At 70.6% G+C, this 23,600-nt stretch carries 23 protein-coding genes; 6 read left to right on the top strand and 17 right to left on the bottom strand.

Annotated elements, in window-relative coordinates; all coding sequences use genetic code 11:
• Positions 1–117: 117 nt before the first annotated feature.
• The 4 genes from AAFF41_RS37495 to AAFF41_RS37480 all read right to left on the bottom strand — a co-directional run bounded on the left by AAFF41_RS37495 (position 118) and on the right by AAFF41_RS37480 (position 2,630).
• The gene (locus tag AAFF41_RS37495) at positions 118–531 is read right to left on the bottom strand and encodes a hypothetical protein (protein WP_319749670.1); all 414 of its coding nucleotides are present in this window, start codon (positions 529–531) and stop codon (positions 118–120) included.
• 125 nt (positions 532–656) lie between these two features.
• Positions 657–812, bottom strand: coding sequence for a hypothetical protein (locus tag AAFF41_RS37490; RefSeq protein ID WP_343325358.1), 156 nt, complete (start codon positions 810–812; stop codon positions 657–659).
• Between the two features lie 40 nt (positions 813–852).
• Positions 853–1,521, bottom strand: a complete 669-nt coding sequence (locus AAFF41_RS37485) for a response regulator (RefSeq protein ID WP_067362402.1) — start codon at positions 1,519–1,521, stop codon at positions 853–855.
• Positions 1,518–2,630: a sensor histidine kinase gene (locus AAFF41_RS37480; protein WP_319749672.1), complete on the bottom strand. Its 1,113-nt coding sequence runs from the start codon at positions 2,628–2,630 to the stop codon at positions 1,518–1,520. The genes AAFF41_RS37485 and AAFF41_RS37480 overlap by 4 nt, the downstream gene beginning before the upstream one ends.
• Positions 2,631–2,847: 217 nt before the next feature.
• Here AAFF41_RS37480 and AAFF41_RS37475 point away from each other — a divergent pair, with 217 nt between their 5' ends.
• The 3 genes from AAFF41_RS37475 (at position 2,848) to AAFF41_RS37465 (ending at position 5,467) form a co-directional block, all read left to right on the top strand.
• Positions 2,848–3,849 (top strand): carboxymuconolactone decarboxylase family protein, encoded by a 1,002-nt coding sequence (locus AAFF41_RS37475; RefSeq protein ID WP_319749673.1) that lies wholly within the window; start codon positions 2,848–2,850, stop codon positions 3,847–3,849.
• A complete protein-coding gene (locus AAFF41_RS37470) occupies positions 3,846–4,679 on the top strand; it encodes a class I SAM-dependent methyltransferase (protein ID WP_343325357.1) in 834 nt (277 codons plus the stop codon). The genes AAFF41_RS37475 and AAFF41_RS37470 overlap by 4 nt, the downstream gene beginning before the upstream one ends.
• A gap of 122 nt (positions 4,680–4,801) precedes the next feature.
• Complete coding sequence (locus AAFF41_RS37465; RefSeq protein ID WP_319749675.1) at positions 4,802–5,467, top strand: hypothetical protein; 666 nt, start codon at positions 4,802–4,804, stop codon at positions 5,465–5,467.
• 76 nt (positions 5,468–5,543) lie between these two features.
• On the opposite strand, the gene AAFF41_RS37460 is transcribed toward AAFF41_RS37465, so the two are convergent.
• The 10 genes from AAFF41_RS37460 to AAFF41_RS37420 form a co-directional block, all read right to left on the bottom strand.
• On the bottom strand, positions 5,544–7,070 hold the full coding sequence (locus AAFF41_RS37460; protein ID WP_343325356.1) for an NCS1 family nucleobase:cation symporter-1: 1,527 nt from the start codon (positions 7,068–7,070) through the stop codon (positions 5,544–5,546).
• 196 nt (positions 7,071–7,266) lie between these two features.
• The gene (locus AAFF41_RS37455) at positions 7,267–8,286 is read right to left on the bottom strand and encodes a TIGR03842 family LLM class F420-dependent oxidoreductase (protein ID WP_054230369.1); all 1,020 of its coding nucleotides are present in this window, start codon (positions 8,284–8,286) and stop codon (positions 7,267–7,269) included.
• 18 nt (positions 8,287–8,304) lie between these two features.
• Positions 8,305–9,708: a dihydropyrimidinase gene (gene hydA, locus AAFF41_RS37450; protein WP_319749677.1), complete on the bottom strand. Its 1,404-nt coding sequence runs from the start codon at positions 9,706–9,708 to the stop codon at positions 8,305–8,307.
• Between the two features lie 154 nt (positions 9,709–9,862).
• Complete coding sequence (locus AAFF41_RS37445; protein WP_054230371.1) at positions 9,863–10,705, bottom strand: nitrilase-related carbon-nitrogen hydrolase; 843 nt, start codon at positions 10,703–10,705, stop codon at positions 9,863–9,865.
• A 145-nt stretch (positions 10,706–10,850) separates the two neighbouring features.
• Positions 10,851–12,413 carry a PucR family transcriptional regulator gene (locus AAFF41_RS37440; protein WP_319749678.1) on the bottom strand — a complete coding sequence of 521 codons (1,563 nt, stop codon included), beginning with the start codon at positions 12,411–12,413 and terminating at the stop codon, positions 10,851–10,853.
• Between the two features lie 25 nt (positions 12,414–12,438).
• A complete protein-coding gene (locus AAFF41_RS37435) occupies positions 12,439–13,722 on the bottom strand; it encodes an aspartate aminotransferase family protein (protein ID WP_060895148.1) in 1,284 nt (427 codons plus the stop codon).
• Positions 13,719–14,561 (bottom strand): nitrilase-related carbon-nitrogen hydrolase, encoded by an 843-nt coding sequence (locus AAFF41_RS37430; RefSeq protein WP_319749679.1) that lies wholly within the window; start codon positions 14,559–14,561, stop codon positions 13,719–13,721. Before AAFF41_RS37430 ends, AAFF41_RS37435 begins: the two co-directional genes overlap by 4 nt.
• A gap of 214 nt (positions 14,562–14,775) precedes the next feature.
• Positions 14,776–15,717, bottom strand: a complete 942-nt coding sequence (locus AAFF41_RS51785) for a hypothetical protein (RefSeq protein ID WP_425526191.1) — start codon at positions 15,715–15,717, stop codon at positions 14,776–14,778.
• Complete coding sequence (locus AAFF41_RS51780) at positions 15,602–16,456, bottom strand: hypothetical protein (RefSeq protein ID WP_425526190.1); 855 nt, start codon at positions 16,454–16,456, stop codon at positions 15,602–15,604. Before AAFF41_RS51780 ends, AAFF41_RS51785 begins: the two co-directional genes overlap by 116 nt.
• Before the next feature lie 56 nt (positions 16,457–16,512).
• Complete coding sequence (locus AAFF41_RS37420) at positions 16,513–16,785, bottom strand: helix-turn-helix domain-containing protein (RefSeq protein ID WP_319749681.1); 273 nt, start codon at positions 16,783–16,785, stop codon at positions 16,513–16,515.
• Between the two features lie 32 nt (positions 16,786–16,817).
• Here AAFF41_RS37420 and map point away from each other — a divergent pair, with 32 nt between their 5' ends.
• Complete coding sequence (gene map / locus AAFF41_RS37415) at positions 16,818–17,585, top strand: type I methionyl aminopeptidase (RefSeq protein WP_343325355.1); 768 nt, start codon at positions 16,818–16,820, stop codon at positions 17,583–17,585.
• Between the two features lie 45 nt (positions 17,586–17,630).
• On the opposite strand, the gene ggt is transcribed toward map, so the two are convergent.
• Positions 17,631–19,442 carry a gamma-glutamyltransferase gene (ggt, locus tag AAFF41_RS37410; protein WP_319749683.1) on the bottom strand — a complete coding sequence of 604 codons (1,812 nt, stop codon included), beginning with the start codon at positions 19,440–19,442 and terminating at the stop codon, positions 17,631–17,633.
• Positions 19,443–19,546: 104 nt separating this feature from the next.
• On the opposite strand from ggt, the gene AAFF41_RS37405 reads away from it, so the two are divergent.
• Both AAFF41_RS37405 and AAFF41_RS37400 read left to right on the top strand, forming a co-directional pair.
• The gene (locus AAFF41_RS37405) at positions 19,547–20,305 is read left to right on the top strand and encodes a hypothetical protein (RefSeq protein WP_319749684.1); all 759 of its coding nucleotides are present in this window, start codon (positions 19,547–19,549) and stop codon (positions 20,303–20,305) included.
• A 135-nt stretch (positions 20,306–20,440) separates the two neighbouring features.
• On the top strand, positions 20,441–22,009 hold the full coding sequence (locus AAFF41_RS37400; RefSeq protein WP_319749685.1) for a CocE/NonD family hydrolase: 1,569 nt from the start codon (positions 20,441–20,443) through the stop codon (positions 22,007–22,009).
• Between the two features lie 51 nt (positions 22,010–22,060).
• On the opposite strand, the gene AAFF41_RS37395 is transcribed toward AAFF41_RS37400, so the two are convergent.
• Both AAFF41_RS37395 and AAFF41_RS37390 read right to left on the bottom strand, forming a co-directional pair.
• Entirely contained in the window at positions 22,061–22,951 is an 891-nt protein-coding gene (locus AAFF41_RS37395; RefSeq protein WP_099919874.1) for an amino acid ABC transporter permease, read from the bottom strand.
• The gene (locus AAFF41_RS37390) at positions 22,948–23,592 is read right to left on the bottom strand and encodes an amino acid ABC transporter permease (RefSeq protein ID WP_054230381.1); all 645 of its coding nucleotides are present in this window, start codon (positions 23,590–23,592) and stop codon (positions 22,948–22,950) included. The genes AAFF41_RS37395 and AAFF41_RS37390 overlap by 4 nt, the downstream gene beginning before the upstream one ends.
• Positions 23,593–23,600 lie beyond the last annotated feature (8 nt).

Raw genomic sequence — 23,600 nt, 5'->3', positions numbered from 1 at the left:
CAGCTGGGAGCCGCTGGAGGCTTCGATGTGGCTCTCACGCCCTGACACCCGTCCGCGCGTCGAGGTGCCGTCCGGGACGGCACCTCGACGCGGTTCTCACCGGGCGGAGACTCTCGGTCAGACGACCGGCAGCTTGCCCTTGTCGGTCATCACCGTGCCGAGGTAGGTCGCCGTCCTGCCCTTGACCCAGTACACCTTGACGCGGACCTTGTGGCCCTTGGCGATCCGGGGCGAGATCTCGCAGTCCTTGACGGAACTGGTCTCGCAGGTGTTCCGCCGCTTGCCCGTGGTCGCGTCATAGGTGACCGCTCGGATCGAGTGCCCGTCCTTGGCCGAGTCGATCACGTCGGTGAACTGAGGTCCCCCGGAGGAGTTCCGCGGCTCGAACACCACGGTCGCGACGGACCTGCCGTTCTTCTTGAACGAGCCGACGTAGTTGCCGCCGGCGAAGGAGGTTCCCGCGCCCAGTGCCAGTGCCAGCCCGGTGGCGGTGACGGCTGTGCCGACGCGGGCCATGATGTGCCGATTCATTACTCTCCCGTTGACGTGCTGTGCCGCTGAGTACGCGGCTCGCGGACTGTAGCTCATACCTCTTGGTGAGTCAGAAGTTCAACTTGAGCCACGTCGGGCCGACGGCGGTACCAGGAGACGGACCGTCAGACGTCGCCGGGGGCGGGGACGAGGACGAGCAACCGGGGATCGATGGCGATGGCGATTTCCGTGTCGTCCGCGGGACTGTTCATGTGCCGCCTGATCTCTGACCCCTTGCGGCACTGCCCGATGGTGCGCCGCGGGACCGTGGTGTCCGGCAAGATGAGGCGATGCCCCGCTCGGGGAGCCCCCACGCACCCCTCAGTTCGCACTCCCCCGCGCCGTCACCAAGCCCGACTCGTAGGCGAACACCACCAGTTGGGCCCGGTCGCGGGCGCCCAGCTTCGTCATCGCCCGGCTGATGTGGGTCTTGGCGGTGAACGGGCTGATGACCATGTGCGCGGCGATCTCCTCGTTGGTCAGACCGCGCGCGGCCAGTGCCGTGACCTCGCGTTCGCGGCGGGTGAGGCACTCCAGGCCGGGCGCGGTGGCCCGGTCCGGGGGCCGGGCGACGAACTCGCCGATCAGGGTGCGGGTCACGGACGGGGACAGCAGTGCCTCCCCCCGCGCGACGACCTCGATGGCCTGGAGCAGGTCGGCGGGCTCGGTGTCCTTGAGCAGGAAGCCGCTGGCCCCGGCCCGCAACGCCTCGAAGACGTACTCGTCCAGGCCGTAGTTGGTGAGCATGACGACGCGCACAGCGGACAGCTCCGGGTCGGCGGCGATACGGCGGGTGGCCTCGATGCCCGACATCACCGGCATCTGCACGTCGACGAGGGCGATGTCCGGCAGGGAAGCGCGCACCAGCGCGAGGCCCTGTTTGCCATCGGCGGCCTCGCCCACGACCTCGATGCCGTCCTCGGCGTCGAGCAGGGCGCGGAAGCCGGCGCGCATCAGCGCCTGGTCGTCGACGAGCGCGACCCTGATCACGGCACCTCCTCCGGTAGCCCCAGCGGCAGTTCGGCGCGCACCGAGAAGCCGCCCTCCGTGCGCGGTGCGGCGTGCAGGGTGCCGCCGAGGGCCGTGACGCGTTCGCGCATGCCGGTGAGGCCGATGCCGGGGGTGGGCGGACGGGACGGGTCGGCGCCGCCGTCGTCGACGACGGATATCGTCAGGTCGTCGGTGCTGTAGTCGAGTTGGACGGCCACCTTCGCGGGGCCCGCGTGGCGCGCGGCGTTCGTCAGGGCCTCCTGGACGATGCGGTAGGCGGCACGGTCGACCGTCGCCGTGAGCGGACGCTCCTCGCCGCACACCGTCAGCTCCACGGCGAGACCGGCCGCGCGGGCCCGCTCCACGAGCAGCGCGGGGGTGCCGGTCGGCTCGTCGGTGCGCAACACCTCCAGCGTGGCCCGTAGTTCGCGCATCGCCTCGCCGCCCGCCTCCTGGATGGCGAGCAGCGCGGGCGGGACCTCCTCACCGCGTTTGCGGGCGAGGTGGACGGCGACGCCCGCCTGGAGCTTGACGATCGAGATGCTGTGTGTGAGCGAGTCGTGCAACTCGCGGGCGATCCGCAGCCGTTCCTCGCCCGCCCGGCGCAGGGCCGCCTCCTCACGGGTGCGTTCGGCTTCCATCGCGCGCTGTTCCGTCTGGCGCAGATACGCCTGCCAGTTGCGGTCGGCGAGGCCTGTCACCAGGGCGCACAGGAACCAGCCGGCGAGCAGGAGAGAGCGCTCGGCGCCTGCGCGTGCCGTGAGGTCCGTGGTCACGAATGCCGCCAGGAACAGGGCACTCGCGAGCGCCGCCACTCCTCGGTGCCCCGCTCGGGCCGCCGTGTGGACGGCGCCCAGTACCGGGAGGGCGGCGAGGGTGCCGGGGTGGGCGTGCAGGACGTACGCCGTCGTGGTGACCGTACTGACCGCGAGTACCCGGCGCGGGGCGCGGCGGTAGGCCGCGAGGGCGAGGGAGCCCACGGTGATCAGCGCGTAGTCGGCGGGGGTCGCGCCGTCGTCGGCCGCGGCCGCGGCCATGACGAGGGCACCGACCACGACCGCGAGGGCCGCGTCGGACAGGTGCCTGCGCGTGCCCTGGTCCAACGCCATGTTCCGCACGATAGACGGCCGTTCGCACAGTGGCGTCAGACCTGTGGAGGGGGCCTGGCGTACTCCGGCTGGAGTAGATCACGGCGCGTGCTGGGCGGGTGGAGGTGGCTCGGGATGCCTTCGGGTGGACGACGACCGGGGACGGCTCCCTGGAGGAGGGTGGCGACGGCGAGCGCATCCACCGGCCCCGCGCTCATTCCCTACCAGGAGGCGTCCCATGTCCAGTCCCTTCCGTTACACCACCCCGTCTCCGCCCAAGTCCGCCACCGGCCGTGTCGCGGGCGTCTACGCCCAGCTCGCCGACGACTTCGGCATCGAGCGCGCGGTGACCTTCGTCGTGCTCTCGCCCGCTCCCGGTCTCATGGCCTCCGCCTGGGCGTTGATGCGCGAGTCGCTGATCGCGGGCGAGGGCAGCCGGACGGGGAAGGAACTCGCGGCGCTCGGGGTGTCCGTCGCCAACCGGTGCCCGTTCTGCGTGGACGCGCACACGATGTTGCTGCACGCGACCGGGGACCATCGGCTCGCGGAGGCGGTGGCGCGCGGGGACACCCCCGCCGACGAGGAGCACGCGCGTGTGCTGGCATGGGGCGGGGCGACCCGGACCCCGGGGGCGCCCGAGTTGGCGCCGTACCCCTTCCCCGTCGCGCATGCCCCCGCCTACATCGGCACCGCCTTGTCCTTCCACTTCATCAACCGCGTGGTGTCGGCGCTGCTCACCGAGAGTCTGCTGCCGGGCAACGCGCAACGGTTCCGGGCGGTGCGGAGTCTGGCCGGGCGGTCCGTCGCCCGGACGGTGCGCCGGCGAGCCGTGCCGGGTGCGGGCCTGGAACTCCTCGACGACTCCGGGCCCGGTCCGGACTGGGCGCGCGGGACCACCGTCGGCCCGGCCTACGCCGCACTGCGGGCCGCCGCCACCGAGGGGGAGGGTCTTCTCGACGAGGCCGACCGGATCCTCGTACAGGAGACGCTCCGGGACTGGGACGGCTCGCACCCGCCGCTCGCGTGGGACGCGCTGCCCGACCGTTCACGGCCCGGGGCGCGGCTCGCGCTGCTGGCCGCGCTGGCCCCGTACCGGATCACGGACGAGGACGTGACGGCCTGGCGTAAACCCATCCATACCGACCACTGTCTGGTCCATCTGGTGGCGTACGGCGCGTTCGCCGCCGTCGACCGGATCGAGAGCGCGCTTCCCGTCCGCACGGCCGAGGAGACCTCATGACACGGATCGCCAACTCCGCTCAGGCGCGGGTCTGGAACGGCAGCCTCGGCCATCACTGGGCGAGCCACCACGAGCGCTATGACACGCTCGTGTCGGGCCTGAACACCGCGCTCTTCGACGCGGCGGCGATCGCTTCGGGCGACCGCGTCCTCGACGTCGGGTGCGGGGCCGGTGCGACGACCCGGATCGCGGGCCGGCTGGCGGCGCACGGGCACGCCGTCGGGGTGGACATCTCGGCACCCCTGCTCGACCGGGCCCGGGCGGCGACCGCCGCGGAGGGGGTCACCAACGTCGCGTACGAGCTCGCCGACGCCCAGATCCATCCCTTCCCGCCCGCCGGATACGACGTCTTGATCAGCCGGGGCGGGGTGATGTTCTTCGCGGACCACGCGGCGGCGTTCCGGAACCTGGCGCGCTCGCTGCGGCCGGGCGGGCGGCTCGCGTTCGTCTGTCCGCGGCCCGCCGGTCCCGAGGTGGAGGAGTCACGCGCCCTGAGCCTTTTCGGAGAACTCCTGGACGAACCGGACGCCGCGACGGTCGCCGTCCAGGCCGCCATGGCCTCCCTGTCCGACCCGGCGCACATCCGCGAGGTCCTTCGCGGGTGGGACGACGTGACGGTGACTCCGGTCGTGACGGAGACGACCTGGGGGCGCGACGCCGCGGACGCGGTCGGCTTCATCCTCTCCCGCACGCCCGGCCGGGCGGTCGACGCCGACACGCGCGAGGCCCTGCGGGACACCTTGCGCCCTTATGAGACGGATCGCGGTGTTCGACTCCGGGCGGCGGTGTGGCTGGTGACGGCGAAGTGGCGGACGGACGATTCCCAGTGAGTCACTGTCACCGCACAGGCACGGAGTGAGTTGGCACTTCCGCCCCACAGGGAGTCATGTGACACTGGCGTTCCGTCCGCAGTGTGGACCCCCTCCGCACCGTCCCCCACGAGAAGTGCGCCGTGCATTCTCTTCCTCTGCCACTCGCCCTCACCGCGCGCCTGCTGCCGGTCGCGGTCCTCGCCTGCACGGGCTGGGTCATGTCGTCCGGCACGTCGACGACGACTCCGGCCGCCACCGACCACAAGTCGCCCCAGACGACGCAGTCCCCCTCGGGCCCCGCGGCGACGGCGGTCGCGAAGACGTACACCGCGGCCCCCGCGCCCTGCACCGGCGTGACGGAGAAGACGATCAAGGCGCTTGTCCCGGGCGCCAAGACGGCCGGCCAGGAGATTCCGTCGACCGACAAGTCGGTGCGTCGCACCTGTTCCTGGAACGCGCTCAAGGGCTTCGACTACCACTGGCTGGACGTCTCGTACGAGATCAAGGATTCGGCCGAGGCGGCGCAGAAGTCCTATACGGGGCGCGTATCGGACAAGAGCGGCGGCGGGGCGGTTCCCGGCCTCGGCGACTCGGCCTACTCGGTCGTGAACCTCACCACCACGGACAAGCAGCAGACCCGTGAGGGAGTGGTGATCGCCCGCGCGTCCAACGCGCTGGTGGTCGTCACGTACAACGGCAGCAACTTCGAGACGAAGAAGGCGCCCAGCACGGACGAGATCAACAAGGGGGCCATCAAGGCCGCCAAGGACGTGGTGGCGACGCTGGAGAACGGCCAGAAGGGCTGACCGTTCTCCCACCGCCGCGCTGATCCGACAGCTGTTGTCCCTCAGCCGTTCTCCGAGGGCTGTTCTCCCTCACGCGTCAGACAGCGGTCTTCTCCTTGCCCCGCAGCAGCATCAGCGCCAGGTACAGCACCATCGACGTACCGAGTCCGACCGCCCAGCCGTAGTCGGCCAGGGACTTCAGCGCCGGGATGGGCCGTCCGTCGATGAGCGGATGGAAGTCGGCGCCGCCGACGGCCAGGACGCCTCCGGTGAGGAAGGCGACGACGGCCCGCCAGTTCCAGCCGCCGTCGTACCAGTACCGGCCGCCCGTGCGGTACAGGTCGGCGAGGTCGAGCTTGGTGCGGCGCAGGATCCAGTAGTCGGCGATGAGGATGCCGGCGACGGTGCCGAGCAGACCGCCGACGAGGCCGAGCCAGGTGAAGATGTAGCCCTGCGGGTCGGAGTACAGCTTCCAGGGGAAGATCAGCACGCCGAGGACACAGGTGGCGAGTGCGCCGGTACGGAAGTTGATCTTCCGCGGGGCGAGGTTGGAGAAGTCGAAGGCCGGCGAGACCAGGTTGGCCGCGATGTTCACGGACAGGGTCGCGACCAGCACGGTGACCAGCGCGTAGAGGAGGCCGAAGACGTTGTCCGTCTTGGCGGCCAGCTGGACCGGGTCCCAGATGGCCTCGCCGTACACGGCCTGCGAGCCCGAGGTGACCATGACGGACAGGAAGGCGAAGAGCGTCATCGTGGTCGGCAGACCGAGCGCCTGACCCCAGGTCTGCGCCTTCTGGCTCTTGCCGTACCGGGTGAAGTCGGGAATGTTCAGCGACAGCGTGGACCAGAAGCCGATCATGCCCATGAGCGAGGGCCAGAAGAGCTTCCAGAAGTCGCCGCCCCATCCGAGCTTGGAGGGCTGGTCGAGCAGCGGGCCGAAGCCGCCGGCCTTGCTGCTCATCCACCACAGCATCACACCGGCGCCCAGGAGCACGAAGGGCGCCGCCCAGTTCTCGAAGCGACGGATCGTCTCCATGCCCCGGTAGATGATCGCGACCTGCAGCACCCAGAAGATCGCGAACGACAACCACATGGTCCAGGCGTGGCCGCCGACCTTCGAGGCGTTGGCCCAGCTGTCGCCGAAGAGCTTCCCGGCGAGGAAGTAGATCGCCTCGCCGCCGATCCAGGTCTGGATGCCGAACCAGCCGCAGGCCACCAACGCCCTCACGACAGCGGGCAGGTTGGCGCCGCGGACACCGAAGGAGGCGCGCGCGAAGACGGGGAAGGGTATGCCGTACTTGGGTCCTGCGTGCCCGGTGAGCAGCATCGGGACCAGCACGATCAGGTTGGCCAGCGCGATGGTGAACACGGCCTGCTTCCAGTCCATGCCGACGGCTATCAGGCCGGAAGCAAGGGTCCAGGAAGCGGTGTTGTGGGCCATGCCGACCCACAGCGCCGAGAAGTTGTACGTGGTCCAGGTGCGCTTCTCGACCGGGACGGGCAGCAGGTCCTCGTTGGCGTAGGGGCCGCTGGGCGCGGGCGTGTCGGGCGCGATCTCCACCCGGCCGTCGGGGAGCGTGACTTGAGCGACGGGCGGGCCCTCGCTGGGGACGGTCTCGGTCATGGGCAGGCCAATCAAGTGAGGAGTGACGGGAGAGGCCGTGCGGGTGACGCCGTGGGGGGTTGTGCGGATGCGGTGGTGCGGTGATCCCCTTCCCGGACGGAGGGAAGGAGACGTATGGGGAGGAGGAGCGGTGACCGGAGTACCGCCGGCGGTGGTGCGGTGGGCGGCCGGAGGCCGGCCGCCCGGAGCGGAGTTGTCAGCCGTTGACGGCCGGGATGACCTTCGACCCGTACGCGTCGATCACGGCCTCCTGCGCGTCGTGCATGTCGTACACCGCGAACTGGTCCACGCCCAGCGCGCGCAGCGCCTTCAGTTTCTCGATGTGCTGCTCGGCCGTGCCGATCAGGCAGAACCGGTCGACGATCTCGTCCGGCACGAACTTGGTGTCGGGGTTGTCGCTGCGCCCGTGGTGGGAGTAGTCGTAGCCCTCGCGGGCCTTGATGTAGTCGGTGAGTTCCTCGGGTACGGCGGCGGAGTGCTCGCCGTACTTGGAGACCAGGTCGGCCACGTGGTTGCCGACCATGCCACCGAACCAGCGGCACTGCTCACGCGCGTGGGCGAGGGCCTCCGGCGAGTCGTCCTCGGTGATGTACGCGGGCGCGGCCACGCAGATCTTCACCTCGGAGGGGTCACGCCCGGCCTCGACGGCAGCGTCCTTCACGGCCTTGACCATGTACTCGGTGAGATAGAGGTCGGCGAGCTGGAGGATGAACCCGTCGGCCTCCTCGCCGGTCATCTTCAGGGCCTTGGGACCGTACGCGGCCATCCAGACCGGGAGTTCGGCACCCGGCTTGACCCAGGGGAACTTGACGACGGTGCCGCCGAGGTCGGCCTCCTCGCCGCGGCCGAGGGCACGGATGACCTTCATCGCGCCGCTGATGCGGGCGAGCGTGTTGGGCTTGCGTCCGGCGACGCGCATCGCCGAGTCGCCGCGCCCGATGCCGCACACCGTGCGGTTGCCGTACATGTCGTTGAGCGTCGCGAAGGTGGAGGCGGTGACCTCCCAGGTGCGGGTGCCCGGGTTGGTGACCATCGGGCCGACCGTCAACTTCTCGGTGTTCGCGAGGATCTGACTGTAGATCACGAAGGGTTCCTGCCACAGCACGGCCGAGTCGAAGGTCCAGCCGTACGTGAAGCCGTTGCCCTCGGCGCGCTTCATCAGGTCGATGACGCGGGAGGCCGGGGGGTCGGTCTGCAGGACGAGTCCGAAGTCCATGGCGCCACTCCTAGTCGCTCAGAGAAGGTACTGACAGGTGGAGCGGGGGGTGTAGACGCCGTGACCCGCGCGTCCGGTGAACTCCCGCTCGGTGATGACCGGTTCGCCGCGCGAGAGCACGGTCTCGACCTGCCCGGTGACGCGCTTGCCCTCGTACGCCGAGTAGTCGACGTTCATGTGGTGGGTCTCGACCGACATGACCTGCTCGGCGTGCGGGTCGTAGATGACGATGTCGGCGTCGGCGCCCGGCGCGATGGTGCCCTTCTTCGGGTACAGGCCGAACATCCGGGCCGGCGTGGCGCAGGCGATCTCGATCCAGCGGCGGCGCGAGATGTGCCCGTCGACCACGGCCTGGTGGAGCAGGTCCATGCGGTTCTCGACGCCCGGGAGGCCGTTGGGGATCTTCGAGAAGTCGCCCCGGCCCAGCTCCTTCTGGCCCACGAAGCAGAAGGGGCAGTGGTCGGTCGACACGACCTGGAGGTCGTTGGTGCGCAGACCCCGCCACAGGGCGGCCTGGTGCTCCTTGGGCCGAAGGGGCGTGCTGCACACGTACTTCGAGCCCTCGAAGTCCGGTTCCGCGAGGTTGTCGGTCGACAGGAACAGGTACTGCGGGCAGGTCTCGCCGAAGACGTTCAGTCCCTCGTCGCGCGCCCGCGCGATCTCGGCGACCGCCTCCTGCGCCGAGACGTGCACGACGTACAGCGGAGCGCCCGCGACCTGGGCGAGCTTGATGGCCCGGTGAGTGGCCTCGGCCTCCAGGAGCGCCTTGCGCACCTCGCCGTGGAAGCGCGGGTCGGTCTCGCCGCGCGCCAGCGCCTGTTCCACGAGGACGTCGATCGCGATGCCGTTCTCCGCGTGCATCATGATCAGGCCGCCGTTCTCGGCGGAGCGCTGCATGGCGCGCAGGATCTGACCGTCGTCGCTGTAGAAGACGCCGGGGTAGGCCATGAACTGCTTGAAGGAGGTGACGCCCTCCTGGACCAGCAGGTCCATCTCCTTGAGCGTCTCCTGGTTGACGTCGGAGACGATCATGTGGAAGGCGTAGTCGATGGCGCAGTTGCCGTCGGCCTTGGCGTTCCAGGCGTCGAGGCCCTCACGCAGTGAGCGGCCGACGCTCTGCACCGCGAAGTCGACGATGGTGGTGGTGCCGCCCCAGGCCGCGGCCCGGGTGCCCGTCTCGAAGGTGTCCGAGGCGAAGGTGCCGCCGAAGGGCAGCTCCATGTGGGTGTGGGCGTCGACGCCGCCCGGGATGACGTACTTGCCGGTGGCGTCGATGGTCCTCTCGGCCGTCCACGACTCGGCCGCCGGGGTGCCGCTCGCGGCGAGGGCGACGACCCGGCCGTCCTCGATCAGGACGTCGGCGTGGATCTCGTCGGACGCGGTGATGACGAGGCCATTACGGATGACGGTACGGCTGCTCATGCTCCCTCTCTCCTGCCGTGCGCTGAATGCGGTGCGCTGAAAACTGCGGGTCACTCGCGGCTGGTCGCGCCCACGCGGCTGAGCCGCGCCATGCCACAGCCCCGCGCCCCGTCGGGGGCGCGGGAAGCCCGGCGGACTCCAGGGCCCCGCCGGACTACGGCGCGGTCAGCGGCTCGTACGCGTCGGGGCGGCGGTCCCGGTAGAACTGCCAGCGGTCGCGCACCTCGCGCAGCTTGGCCATGTCGAGGTCGCGGACGACGAGTTCGGTCTCCTTGTCGCTGGCCACCTCCCCGACGAACTGGGCCTCCGGGTCGACGAAGTACGACGTTCCGTAGAAGTCGTTGTCGCCCAACTCCTCCACGCCCACGCGGTTGATGGCGCCCACGAAGTACTCGTTGGCGACGGCCGCCGCCGGCTGCTCCAGCTGCCAGATGTAGGAGGACAGTCCGCGCGAGGTGGCCGACGGGTTGAACACGATCTCGGCGCCCGCGAGGCCCAGCGCACGCCAGCCCTCCGGGAAGTGCCGGTCGTAGCAGATGTAGACGCCGATCCTGCCCACCGCGGTGTCGAAGACCGGCCAGCCGGCGTTGCCGGGACGGAAGTAGAACTTCTCCCAGAAGCCCTCGACCTGCGGGATGTGGTGCTTGCGGTACTTGCCGAGGTACGAGCCGTCCGCGTCGATCACGGCGGCCGTGTTGTACAGGACGCCGGGCTGCTCCTCCTCGTACATCGGCAGCACGAGCACGATGCCCAGTTCCTTGGCCAGCGCCTGGAAGCGCCGGACGATCGGGCCTTCGGGGATCTGCTCGGCGTACTCGTAGAACGCCTTGTCCTGGACCTGGCAGAAGTAGGGCCCGTAGAAGAGCTCCTGGAAGCACAGCACCTGTGCGCCCTGTGCGGCGGCGTCGCGGGCCGCCTGCTCGTGGACCTGGATCATCGACTCCTTGTCGCCGGTCCAGGCAGTCTGGAAGACGGCGGCGCGGATCACTCTGCTCATCGGGACCTCCGGTCGCTCGGTGTGCGAGGAGCCTAGGAAGCCGTGAGGGATGGTTTGAGTTGCACCGTGTCACGTCTGAGGCGCTGTGCCGTTCCACGGTGTCACCCCCGCGTTGTCCCATGTTTCACCTGAGCCGTCCGGTGTTTCACCGTTGTTGCGCGTCGTGTGCGAGCAGTGCGATGTGTACGGAGGCGGCCTGCTCGAAGTCGTCGAGGTCGACGCCGAGCCGGGCCTCGATGGCCTCCAGCCGGCGGTAGAGCGCGGGCCTGCTGACGTGGTGGAGCTGCGCGGTCCGGGACTTGTTGCGGCCGGTCGCGAGGTAGGTCCGCAGCACGGGCAGCAGCTCCGACTCGGCATCGGCTCCGCACAGCAGCCCGTCCAACTCCCGTTCGGCGAAGGACTGGACGTTCGGATCGTCGCGCAACAGCCGTATCAGCCCCCGCAGATGGACGTCACGCAGCCGGACGAGCACCGGCTGGTCCTGGTCGGCGGGTGCGTCGGCGGCGGCCTCGGCGACGTGCAGGGCCTCGCGCAGGCCGCCGGGGACGTCGTCCCAGGCGGTACGGGGCGAGGCCGCCGCCACGGTCGTACGGGCGCCGGTCTCATGGCGCAGCCGCAGCGCGAAGTGGGCGGCCAGCGCCTCCGCGTCCTGGTCGCGGGCGAGGCTGAGCAGCACGGCGGTGGCCCCGTCGGCGAGCTCGGCGACCAGTCCGGGGAGCCCCAGCAGACGCAGCACCCGGTCGATCTGGCCCGGGTCGCCGTCCCGTACCACCAGCGGCACGAAGGCCCGGCGGTTGACGGGCAGCCCGGCCGCCCTGGCCCGCGGGAGCAGCTGCCGCGCCGGTACGACCCCGCTCACCAGGTCGGTCAGCAGGCTCTGCGCGGACTCCTCCTCCCAGGTGTGCACGGAGCCACCCAGCATCCGGTGCAGGACCAGGGCCTCGGCGGCACGGTCGGCGAGCAGCCGCCCGGTGGCGGCGTCGCCCCGGTAGCCGCACAGCACGATGCGGCCCCATCTCTCGCCGCGCCCGCCCAGCTCGGCGCGGATCCAGCCGTCGCCCTCGCTGCCGCCCGCCTGCCGGGCGATGCGCTCCCAGTCGCGCAGCACGTCGTCCACCGCGGACCGCTCCCCCGCCGTGGCGAGGACGCGGTGGGCGAGGTTGGTGACGACGACCGGGCACGCGGCGTGCACGGCGATCTCGTCGAGCATCCGTTGCAGGGGCGCGCCCGTGGTGATGAGCCCGGTGAGCGCGGTCCGTACGGCCTCCGAGAGGCTCACCGCCGCGAACTTGCTGCGCACGAGCCGGGACTGGACCTCCTCCGTCAGCTCGGCGAACGGGAAGGGCCGGTGGAGGACCACCATGGGCAGCCCGCAGCGCTCGGCGGCCCGGCGCATCACGTCCGGCGGGGTCGGGAAGGCCCGGCCGAGCCCGAGGACCACGGCCGCGGCCTCCGCACGGTGCAGCGAACGGATGTACTCGGCCTGCGCGTCCGGGTCGCCGGCGAGCAGGACCCCGGTGGTGAGCACCATTTCCCCGCCGCTGAGCATCACACCCACGTCGGCGGCCTCGGCGACGTGCACCCAGCGCACGGACCGGTCGAGGTGGCCCGCGCCGGCCACCACCTCGGGCTCTCCGGCGAGCACCCGGTCCAGGGCGAGGACCTGGCGTACCGACAGGGCGGGTTCCAAGGCGGTGGCGGTGGTCATGGCACGTTCCCTTGCTCAGAACTTCTTACTGGATACACCTCAGCGCGTGCTCGAGAATCGCCGCGCCCTCCTCCGCCTCCGCGACGGTGAGGGAGAGCGGCGGTGCGATGCGCAGCACGCTGGTGTTGTGACCGCCGCCCTTGCCGATCAACAGGCCGTCCTGGCGGGCCGCTTCGAGCACGGCCGCGGCACCTTCGGGGTACGCCTCGTCGGTGCCGGGCTTGACCAGCTCGACGCCGATCATCAACCCGCGCCCGCGCACTTCCCGTACGTAGTCGAGCGGCACGGAGATCGCCCGCAGCCGCTCGCCGAGGAGACCGCCGACGCGCCGGGCGTTGCCCTGGAGGTCGTGTTCGAGAAGGTACGTGAGGTTCGCCAGGCCCGCCGCCATCGTGATCGGCGAGCCGCCGAAGGTCGAGATGGAGTTGGAGTCGAGGCAGTTCATGATCTCGGCGCGCGCGACGACGCCGCCGATGGACATGCCGTTGCCGATGCCCTTGGCGAAGGTGAGCATGTCCGGCGGGCCTGCGGCGGCGTGCGCCTGCCAGCCCCAGAAGTGCTCGCCGGTGCGGCCCCAGCCGGTCTGTACCTCGTCGGCGATCCAGAGGATGCCGTGCTGGTCCAGGACCTCGCGGAAGGCCGCGTACAGGCCGTCGGGCGGCGCGGTGAAGCCGCCGACGCCCTGGATGGGCTCGGCGATGAGGGCGGCGGGCGGGCGGACGTGACCGAGCAGGTCCTTCAGGTCGTCGACGCAGGCCGCGATGAACTCCGCGTCGCCGAGATCGGCGTACGGGCCGCGGGTGCGGACGCCGCCGTGGACGTACAGCGTCTGGAGGGGCGAGAGGGAGGTCGGTGACCAGCCCTTGTTGCCGGTGATGCCGACCGCGCTGAAGGAGCGGCCGTGGTAGCTGTTGCGCATCGCCAGGATCTGGTTGCTCTGCCGGTGGGCGGTGGCGAGCAGCAGGGCCGTGTCGTTGGCCTCGGTGCCGGACGTGGTGAAGAAGACGCGGGCGTCGGGGATGCCGGACAGCTGGGCGATCCGCTCGGCGAGGTCGACCATCGGCCGGTTGAGGTAGAGCGTGGAGGTGTGGATGATCCGTCCGGCCTGCTCGCTGACGGCCTTCGTCACCTCGGGCAGGGCGTGCGCGGTCATCGTCGTCAGGATGCCGCCGAAGAAGTCGAGGTACTTGTTGCCCTGGGCGTCCCAGACGTGGCGGCCCTCGCCGTGGGTGATCTCGATCGGGTCCTCGTAGTAGAGGGCCAGCCAGTCGGGCAGGACGGCCTTGTGGCGCGCGTACAGGTCGCTCACGGCTTCACCAGCCCCTCGTAGGCGTCGGGCCGCCGGTCGCGGTAGAACGCCCACTGCTGCCGGACCTCCTCGATCAGGTCGAAGTCGAGGTCGCGGACGATCAGCTCCTCGGTCTTGTCACTGGCCGTCTCCCCCACGAACTGTCCGCGCGGGTCGACGAAGTACGAGGTCCCGTAGAAGTCGTTGTCGCCGTACTCCTCCTGCCCGACCCGGTTGATCGCGGCGATGAAGTACTCGTTGGCGACGGCCGCGGCGGGCTGCTCCAGCTGCCAGAGGTAGGCGGAGAGGCCGCGGGAGGTGGCGGAGGGGTTGTAGACGAGCTGGGCGCCGTTCAGGCCGAGCTGCCGCCAGCCCTCGGGGAAGTGCCGGTCGTAGCAGATGTAGACGCCGATCCTGCCCACCGCGGTGTCGAAGACCGGCCAGCCCAGGTTGCCCGGTTTGAAGTAGTACTTCTCCCAGAAGCCCTTCACCTGCGGGATGTGGTGCTTGCGGTACTTGCCGAGGTAGGTGCCGTCGGCGTCGATCACCGCCGCGGTGTTGAAGTAGAAGCCGGACTGCTCGACCTCGAACACGGGCACGACGATGACCATGCCGGTCTCGCGCGCGAGTTCCCGCATACGAGTGACGGTGGGCCCGTCGGGCACCGGCTCCGCCCAGCCGTAGTGCTCGGGCTCCTGGACCTGGCAGAAGTAGGGGGCGTTGAAAACTTCCTGGAATCCGATCACCTTCGCGCCCTGCCGGGCCGCCTCGCGGGCGTGCTCCTCGTGCTTGGCGACCATGGATGCGGTGTCGCCGGTCCAGGTGGCCTGGACCAGAGCGGCGCGTACGACGTTGGCCATGAGCTGCTCCTTCGACGAGACGTCAGAGAGCCTCTACGCCCGTAGACAAAGGCGGTGGAGGCTCGAAAGTAAGCCCAGCGGACAGCCTTGCCAAGACCATCGCCGTTAACCCGCTGAGTCGATCACGTTTCGCACCCCTGTGGGTGAGCGGTCGATCCGGTGGGCGACGGCCCGACGGACCCTCGTCGGGCTCAGGCATGCCTTCCCTGATGGCTCAGGCGGTGAAACCGGCCACCCTCAGCGCGTGCACCAGGTCCCAGTGGCGCTCCTCCGAGACACCCTTGGCGGCCGCCAGCAGCAGCGGCACGAGGCGCCCCGGGTCCGTCTCCGCGCTGCGGGCCGCCTCCTCCGGGGTGCGGACGCGCACGTACGCGTCGAGCAGCGCCCGGATCTCGCGCTGCCGCCCCTCGTCGGCCAGGCTCAGCACGGCGGTCCCGATCTCGGGAGCGGGGCGGGCGACGCCCTGGCGGAGCATCTGCCGGCCGTCGGCGCTGCGGCCCGCCGCGACGAGCGCGTCCGCGGCGCCGACCAGCCGGTCCGCGGGAAGCGAGGCGGCCTCCCACAGCAGGGTGGCCCAGTCCGCGTCGAGGCCCGCCCGGTGCAGTTCGGCCGCGAGCAGCGGGAAGCGGGCGGCGGGCCAGTAGGCGGCCTCCACGAGCACGGCGTGCGCCTCGCCGCTGCGGCCCTCGCGGCGCAGCCGGGTCAGGGTCTGGACGGTCTCGGCGGTGGCCCGCCCCGCGTCCTCGTCCAACGCCTCGGCGCGCGGCTGCGCGGGCTCCTCGGCGGCACCCGCGAAACGGGCTCCACGGGGGCTACGGCCGCTCGGCGCGGCCGGGTCGGACCCGGGCGGCGTCGCCGTCTCCGGGACGACCACAGGGGCCGCCTCGGCCTCCATCATCCCGGCGAAGCGGGCGCTGCCGCGGGGGCGCCGCTTGGAGCGCTGCTTGGGGACGGGGGCGGGGCCCGGGCTGGGGGTGATGTCCGGGCTGGGGGTGATGCCGGCACTGGCACTGGCACCAGGAGCACCGGTACCGGTGCTCCTACCGACCTGGTCGTACGGGCCGATACGGGCGGCCGCCGAGTCGCTTCGGGCGGAACGGGCGGCCGCCGGGTCGTACGGCTCGGAACCGGGGGTCGCCGAGTCGCTCGGCGCCATGGGAGCGGGGGCGGGGAGGGGGCCGGGTCCGGAGTGGTCGGTCGCCGCCGGGTCCGCGAAGCGCGGGCGCGGGCCGGACCGCTCCGGGATCGTCGAGCGGTGCGGGGCCGCCGTCCCCGGCGCGCCGGGCCGGGTCTCGAGCGCGCGCCGGTCGTCCGGCTCGGCGACCCGGACGACGCCCCCGCCCGCGTCCCCCGAAGTCGAACCCGCCCGATACGTGGGTACGCAGGGCGCGGCGGTCCAGGTTCTCCATCCGGTGGCGGAGTTCGACACATCGGGCGCTGGCCCGTTCGTGGTCGTCGTGGGCCCAGGCGAGGTCGAGCCGGACGGTGTCGGCCTCCTCCCGGGTGGTGGCCGCGTGCAGCTGCCGGCTCAGCTCGGTCTGGCGCTCCGCGGCGTAGCGCTGTTCGCGGAGCATGACGTCGAGACGGTCGCCGAGGGCGTCCCGGCCGCCGGGCCGGCCGTCGTAGGCGGTGAGTGAGGCGCTGTGCAGGGCACGGGCACGCTGGGCCTCCTGGGCCGCGGTCTGGGGGCCCTGCTCCGCGGCGAGGTCCTGGAGGAGCGCCTCCACGACGTCCCACGGGGGCACTTCCCAGCCGTCCAGGCAGGCCCGCATGCCGTCGGGGTCGCGCTGCCAGAACACCGCGCACCAGCCGCCGTCCTGATCGAGCCGTTTCATCAGCCCGCTCAGGTAACTCGCGAACTCCCGTACTTGCCCCGGGAGTTGTTCCACAGCCATCACACAACTCCCCGCCCGACTGGAGTACTCCGGTCCGGTAGAAAACACCCTTCGTGTTACGGAACGGCTACAGGGAGTTTTCGGACTGGACGCAGAGTCCTGTGATCAATGTCGTCCATGGACAGTCCGAGCGCCCGCGCCAGCGCCGCCACGGTGAAGAAGGCGGGGGTGGGGACCCGTCCCGTCTCGATCTTGCGCAGGGTCTCGGCCGAGATCCCGGCGGTCGCAGCGACCTCCGCCATGCTGCGGCCACCGCGGGCCTCGCGCAGCAACCGCCCGAGACGCTCACCGCGTTCGCGCTCCTCGGGGGTCAGAGGGGTACGCACCATGACCCCATTCTAATACCGGTATAGTAATTGGCATGGTGGAACTCAAGACGGACACGTCGATCGACGAGATGTACGAAGCGGGGCAGGTCGTGGGCCGGGCGCTCACGGCGGTGCGCAAGGTGGCGGACGTGGGCGTCTCGTTGCTGGAGCTGGACGAGGTCGCCCACCAGGTGCTGCGCGACGCGGGAGCCGGCTCCCCCTTCCTCGGCTACCGTCCCTCGTTCGCGCCCACCCCCTTCCCCGCGGTCATCTGCGCCTCGGTGAACGACGCGATCGTGCACGGCATCCCGACCGGTTACCGGTTGCGGGACGGCGATCTGGTCTCCTTAGACTTCGGGGCCGAACTGGGCGGCTGGGTCGGCGACTCGGCGATCAGCTTCATCGTGGGCGAGCCGCGCGTGGCCGACGTACGGCTCGTGGAGACCGCCGAGCGGGCCCTCGCGGCGGGCATCGAGGCGGCAGTCGTCGGCAATCGGATCGGGGACATCGCGCACGCCGTGGGCGCGGTGTGCCGCGCGGCGGGGTACGGCATCCCGGACGGCTTCGGAGGTCACGGCGTGGGCCGCCGCATGCACGAGGACCCGTCCGTCCCGAACGAGGGCCGCCCGGGCCGCGGCCTCCCCCTCCGCCACGGCATGGTGCTCGCGATCGAGCCCATGCTCATCGGCGGCGGCACCGACGGCTTCCACGCGGCGCCCGACGGCTGGACGCTGCGCACCGACGACGGCTCCCGCGCGGCCCACACGGAACACACGGTGGCCATCACCCGGACGGGCCCACGCATCCTCACGGCACGCTGATCGCCACAGGCGCACCGACGTCGACGAGCGCGAGGGCGCCGCTCGCTACGACGCCGGTCGCACCACCATCGCCGAGCCGCCACCGCGCCGTACCTTCTCGGCGGCCGCCAGCCACCGGCCGTCGGGGAGGCGTTGGACGCCCGTCGCGGCGCCGATCTCGGGGTTGAGCTTGAAGGAGTGGCCGAGGGCTTCGAGCCTGGTCCGCAGGGCGCTGTCGTACAGGCCGGGTTCGAGTTCGGTCTGGGCCGCGTTGCGCTGGCTGGCGCGCGGGGCTGCGATGGCGTCCACCAGCGGCAGCCCCCGGTCCAGGAACTCCGTCAGGGTCTGCAGGACGGTGGTGATGATGGTCGCCCCGCCGGGCGAACCGAGCGCCACCACGGGCTGGTTGTGCCGGTCCAGGACGATCGTCGGGGAGATCGACGAGCGCGGGCGCTTACCGGGGCCGGGCAGGTTCGGGTCGTGGACGGCCGGGTTGGCCGGGGTGAAGGAGAAGTCCGTCAGCTCGTTGTTGAGGAGGAATCCGCGCCCCGGGACCGTGATCCCGCTGCCGCCGGTCTGCTCGATGGTGAGGGTGTAGGAGACGACGTTGCCCCACTTGTCGGCCACCGTGAGGTGGGTGGTGTTCTCGCCCTCGTACGTCGTCGGGGCGGCCGTGCCGCCGGTGGAGCAGGCCGCCGGACGGCGCGGGTCGCCCGGTGCGAGCGGGCTCGTCAGGACCGCGTCGTCCTTGATCAGGCAGGCGCGCGAGTCGGCGTACTTCTGCGAGAGGAGTTCCTTCGTGGGGACGTCCTCGAAGGCGGGGTCGCCCACCCAGCGCCCCCGGTCCGCGAACGCGATCCGGCTGGCCTCGATGTAGTGGTGCAGGTACTGGACGTCGCTCGCCTTCGAAAGGTCCGTCTTCTCAAGGATGTTGAGGGCCTCGCCGACCGTGGTGCCGCCGGAGGAGGACGGGGCGATCGAGTAGACCTTCCGGCCACGGTACGACGTCTCCGTCGGCGCCTGTCGCTTCGCCCGATAGGCCGCCAGGTCCTTCGACGACAGCTTGCCCGGGCGGGCGTTGTAGCCCGAAGCCGGGTCCACCGGGGGCTTGTTCACGGTGGCGACGATGTCCTCGCCGAGGTCGCCGTGGTAGATCGCGCCGACGCCCTTCTTGCCCAACTCCTCATACGTCTTGGCGAGATCGGGGTTGGTGAAGATCGATCCGACCACGGGGAGCGAGCCGCCGGGCAGGAACAGCTTCGCGGTGTCGGGGAAGTTCTTGAAGCGCGCCTGGTTGGACTCGGTCTGCGAGCGGAAGGTCGCGTCCACCGTGAACCCGTCGCGCGCGATCCGCTCCGCGGGCTTCAGCACGCTCCCGAGCCGCTTGCTGCCCCAGCTGTCCAACGCCGTCTGCCAGGTGGCCGGCGTGCCCGGCGTGCCCACGCTCAGCCCGCTGGTGACGGCGTCCGCGAAGGCGAGCGGCCGGCCGTTCTCCAGGAAGAGCCCCGAGTCGGCGGTCAGCGGCGCGGTCTCACGGCCGTCGATCGTATGCACCGTACGGGACTTGGCGTCGTAGTAGACGAAGTAGCCGCCCCCGCCGACGCCGGAGGAGTACGGCTCGGTGACGCCCAGGGCCGCCGCGGTGGCGACCGCCGCGTCCACCGCGTTGCCGCCCTTCTTCAGGACCTCGATCCCGGCGGCGGAGGCGTCGGCGTCGACGCTGGCCACGGCACCGCCGTAGCCGACGGCGACCGGCACCTTCGCCGGGGTGGCACGGGAGGAAGCCGTCCCGGCGCTGGGTGGCGCCGCCGCGCCGACCGACACCACCGCGGCCGAAACCGCCAAGACCGCCAGATTCCGCGCAACAGGGCGACGCATCCGTACCTCCAGTCAACAGCCGTCCGCGCAGCGTAACTTCAGCGCACCCCTCCCGTCAGGACCCCCTCGAACACCGGTCCGCACTCCCGATACCATGCGCGCCCATGAATGACGACGTGCGCAACATCGTTCTCGGCGTGGTCGCCGCCGCCATCAGCGCCGCGCTCGGCTGGCTCGCCCGCACCTACCTCTGGAAGCGCAGACTCCGGCGCAAGCAGGCGTTCTTCGGGCTGCCCGACAACTCCGAGTCGCTCCTGGTGGTGAACCGCGAGGCGGGCGGCCCGGAGCTCACCGTGATGCGCTTCGACGTGTTCGCGCTGCTCGAACTCGCCGCGTTGATCAAGGACTGCGGCGCGCACGCCCAGGTCGTCGCGCACGACGCCGCGCAGCAGGGGTTCGGTGAGCGGACCGAGTTCTGCGTGGGCGGCCCGTCGTCCAACCGGCGGATGGCCGCGCACCTGCACTCCCTGCTGCCGGGCATCGAGGTGAACACCGACGCCGAACCGGGCCCGGACCGCGGCGCCTTCCAGATCGGCAGCGAGCGCTACCGCCTGGAGCCGGGGAAGGGCGAGTACGTGATCCTCGCCCGGCTGATCGCCGGACAGGAGCGCGGGACGCGGCCCGTCTTCCTCTTCTGCGGGCAGCGCGCGATCACCAACCAGGCGGCGACGCGCTATCTCGCCCGCAACCACGAACGGCTGGCACGCAAACACGGCGGCAACTCCTTCGTGCTGCTGCTGAAGGTGGTGAACTCGCACGCGTACGGGCCCGATGTCGTCGAGCTCGTCGCGGATGTGACCCGGGCCGCCCAGACCCCGCTGCCCACGCCTGCGCCGGCTCGCAACTCCCACCGCGCCTCGTAGATTTCACCTCGCCTCATAGATTTCACGGCCCTCGAACAATCTTTACCCGTGCGTAACTTACCGACGGGTTACTTCCGGTAAGACAGCGAGGTTACCGTCGGGTCACATTCTACTGACACGAGTGAGGAGTGGCCCGTGGGACACCATCGTCATGCCCTGCGCACGTCCGCCGTCGGTGCCGTATCCGCAGCCCTGATCGCCGGTACCGCCCTCGGGCTCGCCCCCACCGCCCAGGCGGCCTCAGCCGCCGTCCGCTTCGTCGACATCGCCGGAGACGGCGGCACGGTCCTCAAGGCCAATGTCGTCACCCCCGCGGGCGCCGACGGCAGCCGCAGGTACCCGCTCCTCGTCATGCCGACGAGCTGGGGCCTGCCGCAGGTCGAGTACCTCGCACAGGCCCAGAAGCTCGCCGACTCCGGCTATGTGGTGCTCACGTACAACGTGCGCGGCTTCTGGCAGTCCGGCGGCGAGATAGAAGTGGCGGGACCGCCCGACGTGGCCGACGCCTCCAAGGTGATCGACTGGGCGCTGGCGAACACCCCCGCCGACGCCCAGAAGGTCGGCATGGCGGGCGTCTCCTACGGCGCCGGGATCAGCCTGCTCGCCGCCGCGCACGACAAGAGGATCAAGGCGGTCTCCGCCATGAGCGGCTGGGCCGACCTCATCGACTCGATCTACTCGGGCCGCACCCAGCACTCGCAGGCCACCGCCCTGCTCGGCGTCGCGGGGACCATCACCGGGCGCCCGAGCGCCGAACTCCAGCAGACGCTCAAGGACTTCTTCGCCTCGAACCTTTCGAAGGAGCAGGAGATGATCGCCTGGGGGAAGAAACGTTCCCCCGAGACCTACGTCGACCAGCTCAACAAGAACGGCGCGGCCGTCTTCATGGCCAACGGCTGGGGCGACACGATCTTCCCGCCCAACCAGTACGCCAGGTTCTACGAGGAGTTGACCGGCCCCAAGCGCCTGGAGTTCCGCCCCGGCGACCACGCCACCGCCGAGGCGACCGGTCTGTTCGGGCTCCCCAACGACGTGTGGACGGACACCGGCCGCTGGTTCGACCACTACCTCAGGGGCGTCGACAACGGCATCGACCGGGAGCAGCCCGTCCAGCTCAAGCCTCGCACCACCGGCGCCTACGAGGGCTACCCGGACTGGAAGTCGGTCGGCGCGACCAGCGAGAAGATCGCCCTCGCGGGCACCACCACGATCCACACCAACGTCGACTCGGGCGCGGACGGCGGGATCATCTTCCTCTCCAGCATCCTCGACCAGATCGCCCAGGTCCCCCCGATGGCGTCGATCCCGCTGCTGCCGCGCCGCTGGGCGGCCGTCTGGCAGTCGGAGCGGTACGCGAGCGTCCAGCGAGTGCGCGGGACCACCACGCTGCACACCACGCTCACTCCGACCGAGGAGAGCGGCACCCTCGTCGCCTATCTCTACGACGTGGGCCCGCTCGGCCTCGGCAAGCTGGTCAGCAACGCGCCGTACACCTTCCACGGGCGGACGCCCGGAAAGCCGTTCGGCGTCGACCTGGAGCTGTACTCCACGGCCTACGACGTGCCGGCAGGACATCGGCTCGCCCTGGTCGTCGACACGGTCGACCCGCTCTACATCGAGCACAACCCGTCCGGCGCGCAGCTGACCTTCTCCTCACCGGCGAACGACCCGTCCTACGTGTCCGTTCCCCTGCGCGAGCAGTGATCTCCGGCTGCTGGCGCCGGCCGGGTCTGGCCCTGTGAGCTGCTGCTCCCCCTACAGTCGCGGGGCTGTGGGGGGACCCCCACCGGGCAGCAGCGTCCCTGGTTCGGCCGGTGCCACGTGCACGGCCTCGGTCTTGGGACTGCGCTGCTCCCGCCGGGACACCCACTGGGCGAACCAGGAGAGCAGCATGCACATCCCGATGTAGATCGGCGAGATCACCATCACCACGGGGATGAACGGCAAATCGTAGTCGAGGTTCGAGGCGATCAGTTTCCCGGCGTGGAGAAACTCCTCGTAGGTGATGAGATAGCCGAGCGAGGTGTCCTTCAGGGCCACCACGAGTTGGCTGATGATGGCGGGCAGCATGGCCCGCACGGCCTGCGGGACGAGGACGTACGTCATGACCTGGGTCTTGCGCATGCCGAGCGCGAACGCGGCCTCCCGCTGGCCGCGTTCGACGGAGTTGACGCCGGAGCGGAAGACCTCGGCGAGCACCGAGCCGTTGTAGAGGGTGAGCCCCGCGACCAGCGCGGGCAGCGGCTGCACCTTCAGTGCCACGAAGATGAAGAAGATCATCACCAGTACGGGCATGGCGCGGAAGAACTCGACGACCAGCGCGGAGACCCAGCGCACCGGACGGTGGTCGGACAGGCGCCCCGTCGCGAGCACGGTGCCCAGCGCCAGCGAGAGCACCGCGGCCATCGCGAAGGCCTTCAGCGTGTTGCCCAGTCCCCGCAGCAGCAGTTCCTGGATGCCCTTGTACTCGAACGGCATCCACTTCGTGTACGTGAACTGGTCGGTGTCGAAGAGGAGATAGAGGATCCAGCCGACCAGGGCGAGGATCAGGGCGGTGGAGACGGCCGCGTAGAGCCGATGTCGTTGACGGGTCCTGGGTCCGGGAACGTCGTACAGGGCGGTGGATTCGGGGGCGGTAGCGGTCATCGGGCGACTCCCCAGCGCTGTTCGAGGTAGTTGAAGATCGCGCTGATGGTGAGGGTGATGATCAGATAGCCGACGGCGATCCAGACGAAGGTCCAGACGATGTTGTAGCCGAGTTCGCTCAGCGTCTTGTAGGTCCCGAGCAGTTCGTTGACGCTGAACGCCCCGGCGATCGCCGAGTTCTTGGCGAGGGCGATGAGCGTGGAGCCGATGGGCGGGATCACGGACCGGAACGCCTGCGGCAGGACGACCACGGACAGCGTCTGACTGAAGGTCATGCCGAGGCTGCGGGCCGCCTCGCCCTGTCCCTTGGGCACGGTGTTGATGCCCGAGCGCAGCGCCTCGCAGATGAACGCGGAGGTGTAACAGCCGAGCGCCAGAACCGCGAACACCTTGAAGGGCAGCACGAGTCCGAACCGGGGCAGCCCGAGCAGCACGGCGAAGAACAGCAGGGTGAGCGGGGTGTTGCGCAGCACGGTCACCCACACCGTGCCGAAGGCCCGCAGGGAGCCGACCGGCGCGACCCGGAACGACGCCATCAGGAAGCCGAGCACGAGGGCCAGCACACTCGCGTAGACGGTGAGTTCGACCGTGCCGAGGAATCCCTGGGCGAAGGTGTGGAAGTTGTCGATCAGTACGTTCACATCGGCCT

Source organism: Streptomyces mirabilis, from assembly GCF_039503195.1.
Taxonomy (GTDB): domain Bacteria; phylum Actinomycetota; class Actinomycetes; order Streptomycetales; family Streptomycetaceae; genus Streptomyces; species Streptomyces mirabilis_D.
This window is presented reverse-complemented; position numbering and strand designations above follow the sequence as displayed.

What these genes read in the sequence shown, in the direction of transcription:
- AAFF41_RS37475 (WP_319749673.1), top strand. Translation starts at nt 2,848, where the DNA reads ATGTCCAGTCCCTTCCGTTACACCACCCCGTCTCCGCCCAAGTCCGCC.
- AAFF41_RS37455 (WP_054230369.1), bottom strand. Translation starts at nt 8,286, where the DNA reads ATGGACTTCGGACTCGTCCTGCAGACCGACCCCCCGGCCTCCCGCGTC.
- AAFF41_RS51785 (WP_425526191.1), bottom strand. Translation starts at nt 15,717, where the DNA reads ATGGCGCCGAGCGACTCGGCGACCCCCGGTTCCGAGCCGTACGACCCG.
- AAFF41_RS37495 (WP_319749670.1), bottom strand. Translation starts at nt 531, where the DNA reads ATGAATCGGCACATCATGGCCCGCGTCGGCACAGCCGTCACCGCCACC.
- AAFF41_RS37470 (WP_343325357.1), top strand. Translation starts at nt 3,846, where the DNA reads ATGACACGGATCGCCAACTCCGCTCAGGCGCGGGTCTGGAACGGCAGC.
- AAFF41_RS51780 (WP_425526190.1), bottom strand. Translation starts at nt 16,456, where the DNA reads ATGGCTGTGGAACAACTCCCGGGGCAAGTACGGGAGTTCGCGAGTTAC.
- AAFF41_RS37440 (WP_319749678.1), bottom strand. Translation starts at nt 12,413, where the DNA reads ATGACCACCGCCACCGCCTTGGAACCCGCCCTGTCGGTACGCCAGGTC.
- AAFF41_RS37480 (WP_319749672.1), bottom strand. Translation starts at nt 2,630, where the DNA reads ATGGCGTTGGACCAGGGCACGCGCAGGCACCTGTCCGACGCGGCCCTC.
- AAFF41_RS37430 (WP_319749679.1), bottom strand. Translation starts at nt 14,561, where the DNA reads ATGGCCAACGTCGTACGCGCCGCTCTGGTCCAGGCCACCTGGACCGGC.
- hydA (WP_319749677.1), bottom strand. Translation starts at nt 9,708, where the DNA reads ATGAGCAGCCGTACCGTCATCCGTAATGGCCTCGTCATCACCGCGTCC.
- map (WP_343325355.1), top strand. Translation starts at nt 16,818, where the DNA reads ATGGTGGAACTCAAGACGGACACGTCGATCGACGAGATGTACGAAGCG.
- AAFF41_RS37420 (WP_319749681.1), bottom strand. Translation starts at nt 16,785, where the DNA reads ATGGTGCGTACCCCTCTGACCCCCGAGGAGCGCGAACGCGGTGAGCGT.
- AAFF41_RS37460 (WP_343325356.1), bottom strand. Translation starts at nt 7,070, where the DNA reads ATGACCGAGACCGTCCCCAGCGAGGGCCCGCCCGTCGCTCAAGTCACG.
- ggt (WP_319749683.1), bottom strand. Translation starts at nt 19,442, where the DNA reads ATGCGTCGCCCTGTTGCGCGGAATCTGGCGGTCTTGGCGGTTTCGGCC.
- AAFF41_RS37405 (WP_319749684.1), top strand. Translation starts at nt 19,547, where the DNA reads ATGAATGACGACGTGCGCAACATCGTTCTCGGCGTGGTCGCCGCCGCC.
- AAFF41_RS37445 (WP_054230371.1), bottom strand. Translation starts at nt 10,705, where the DNA reads ATGAGCAGAGTGATCCGCGCCGCCGTCTTCCAGACTGCCTGGACCGGC.
- AAFF41_RS37395 (WP_099919874.1), bottom strand. Translation starts at nt 22,951, where the DNA reads ATGACCGCTACCGCCCCCGAATCCACCGCCCTGTACGACGTTCCCGGA.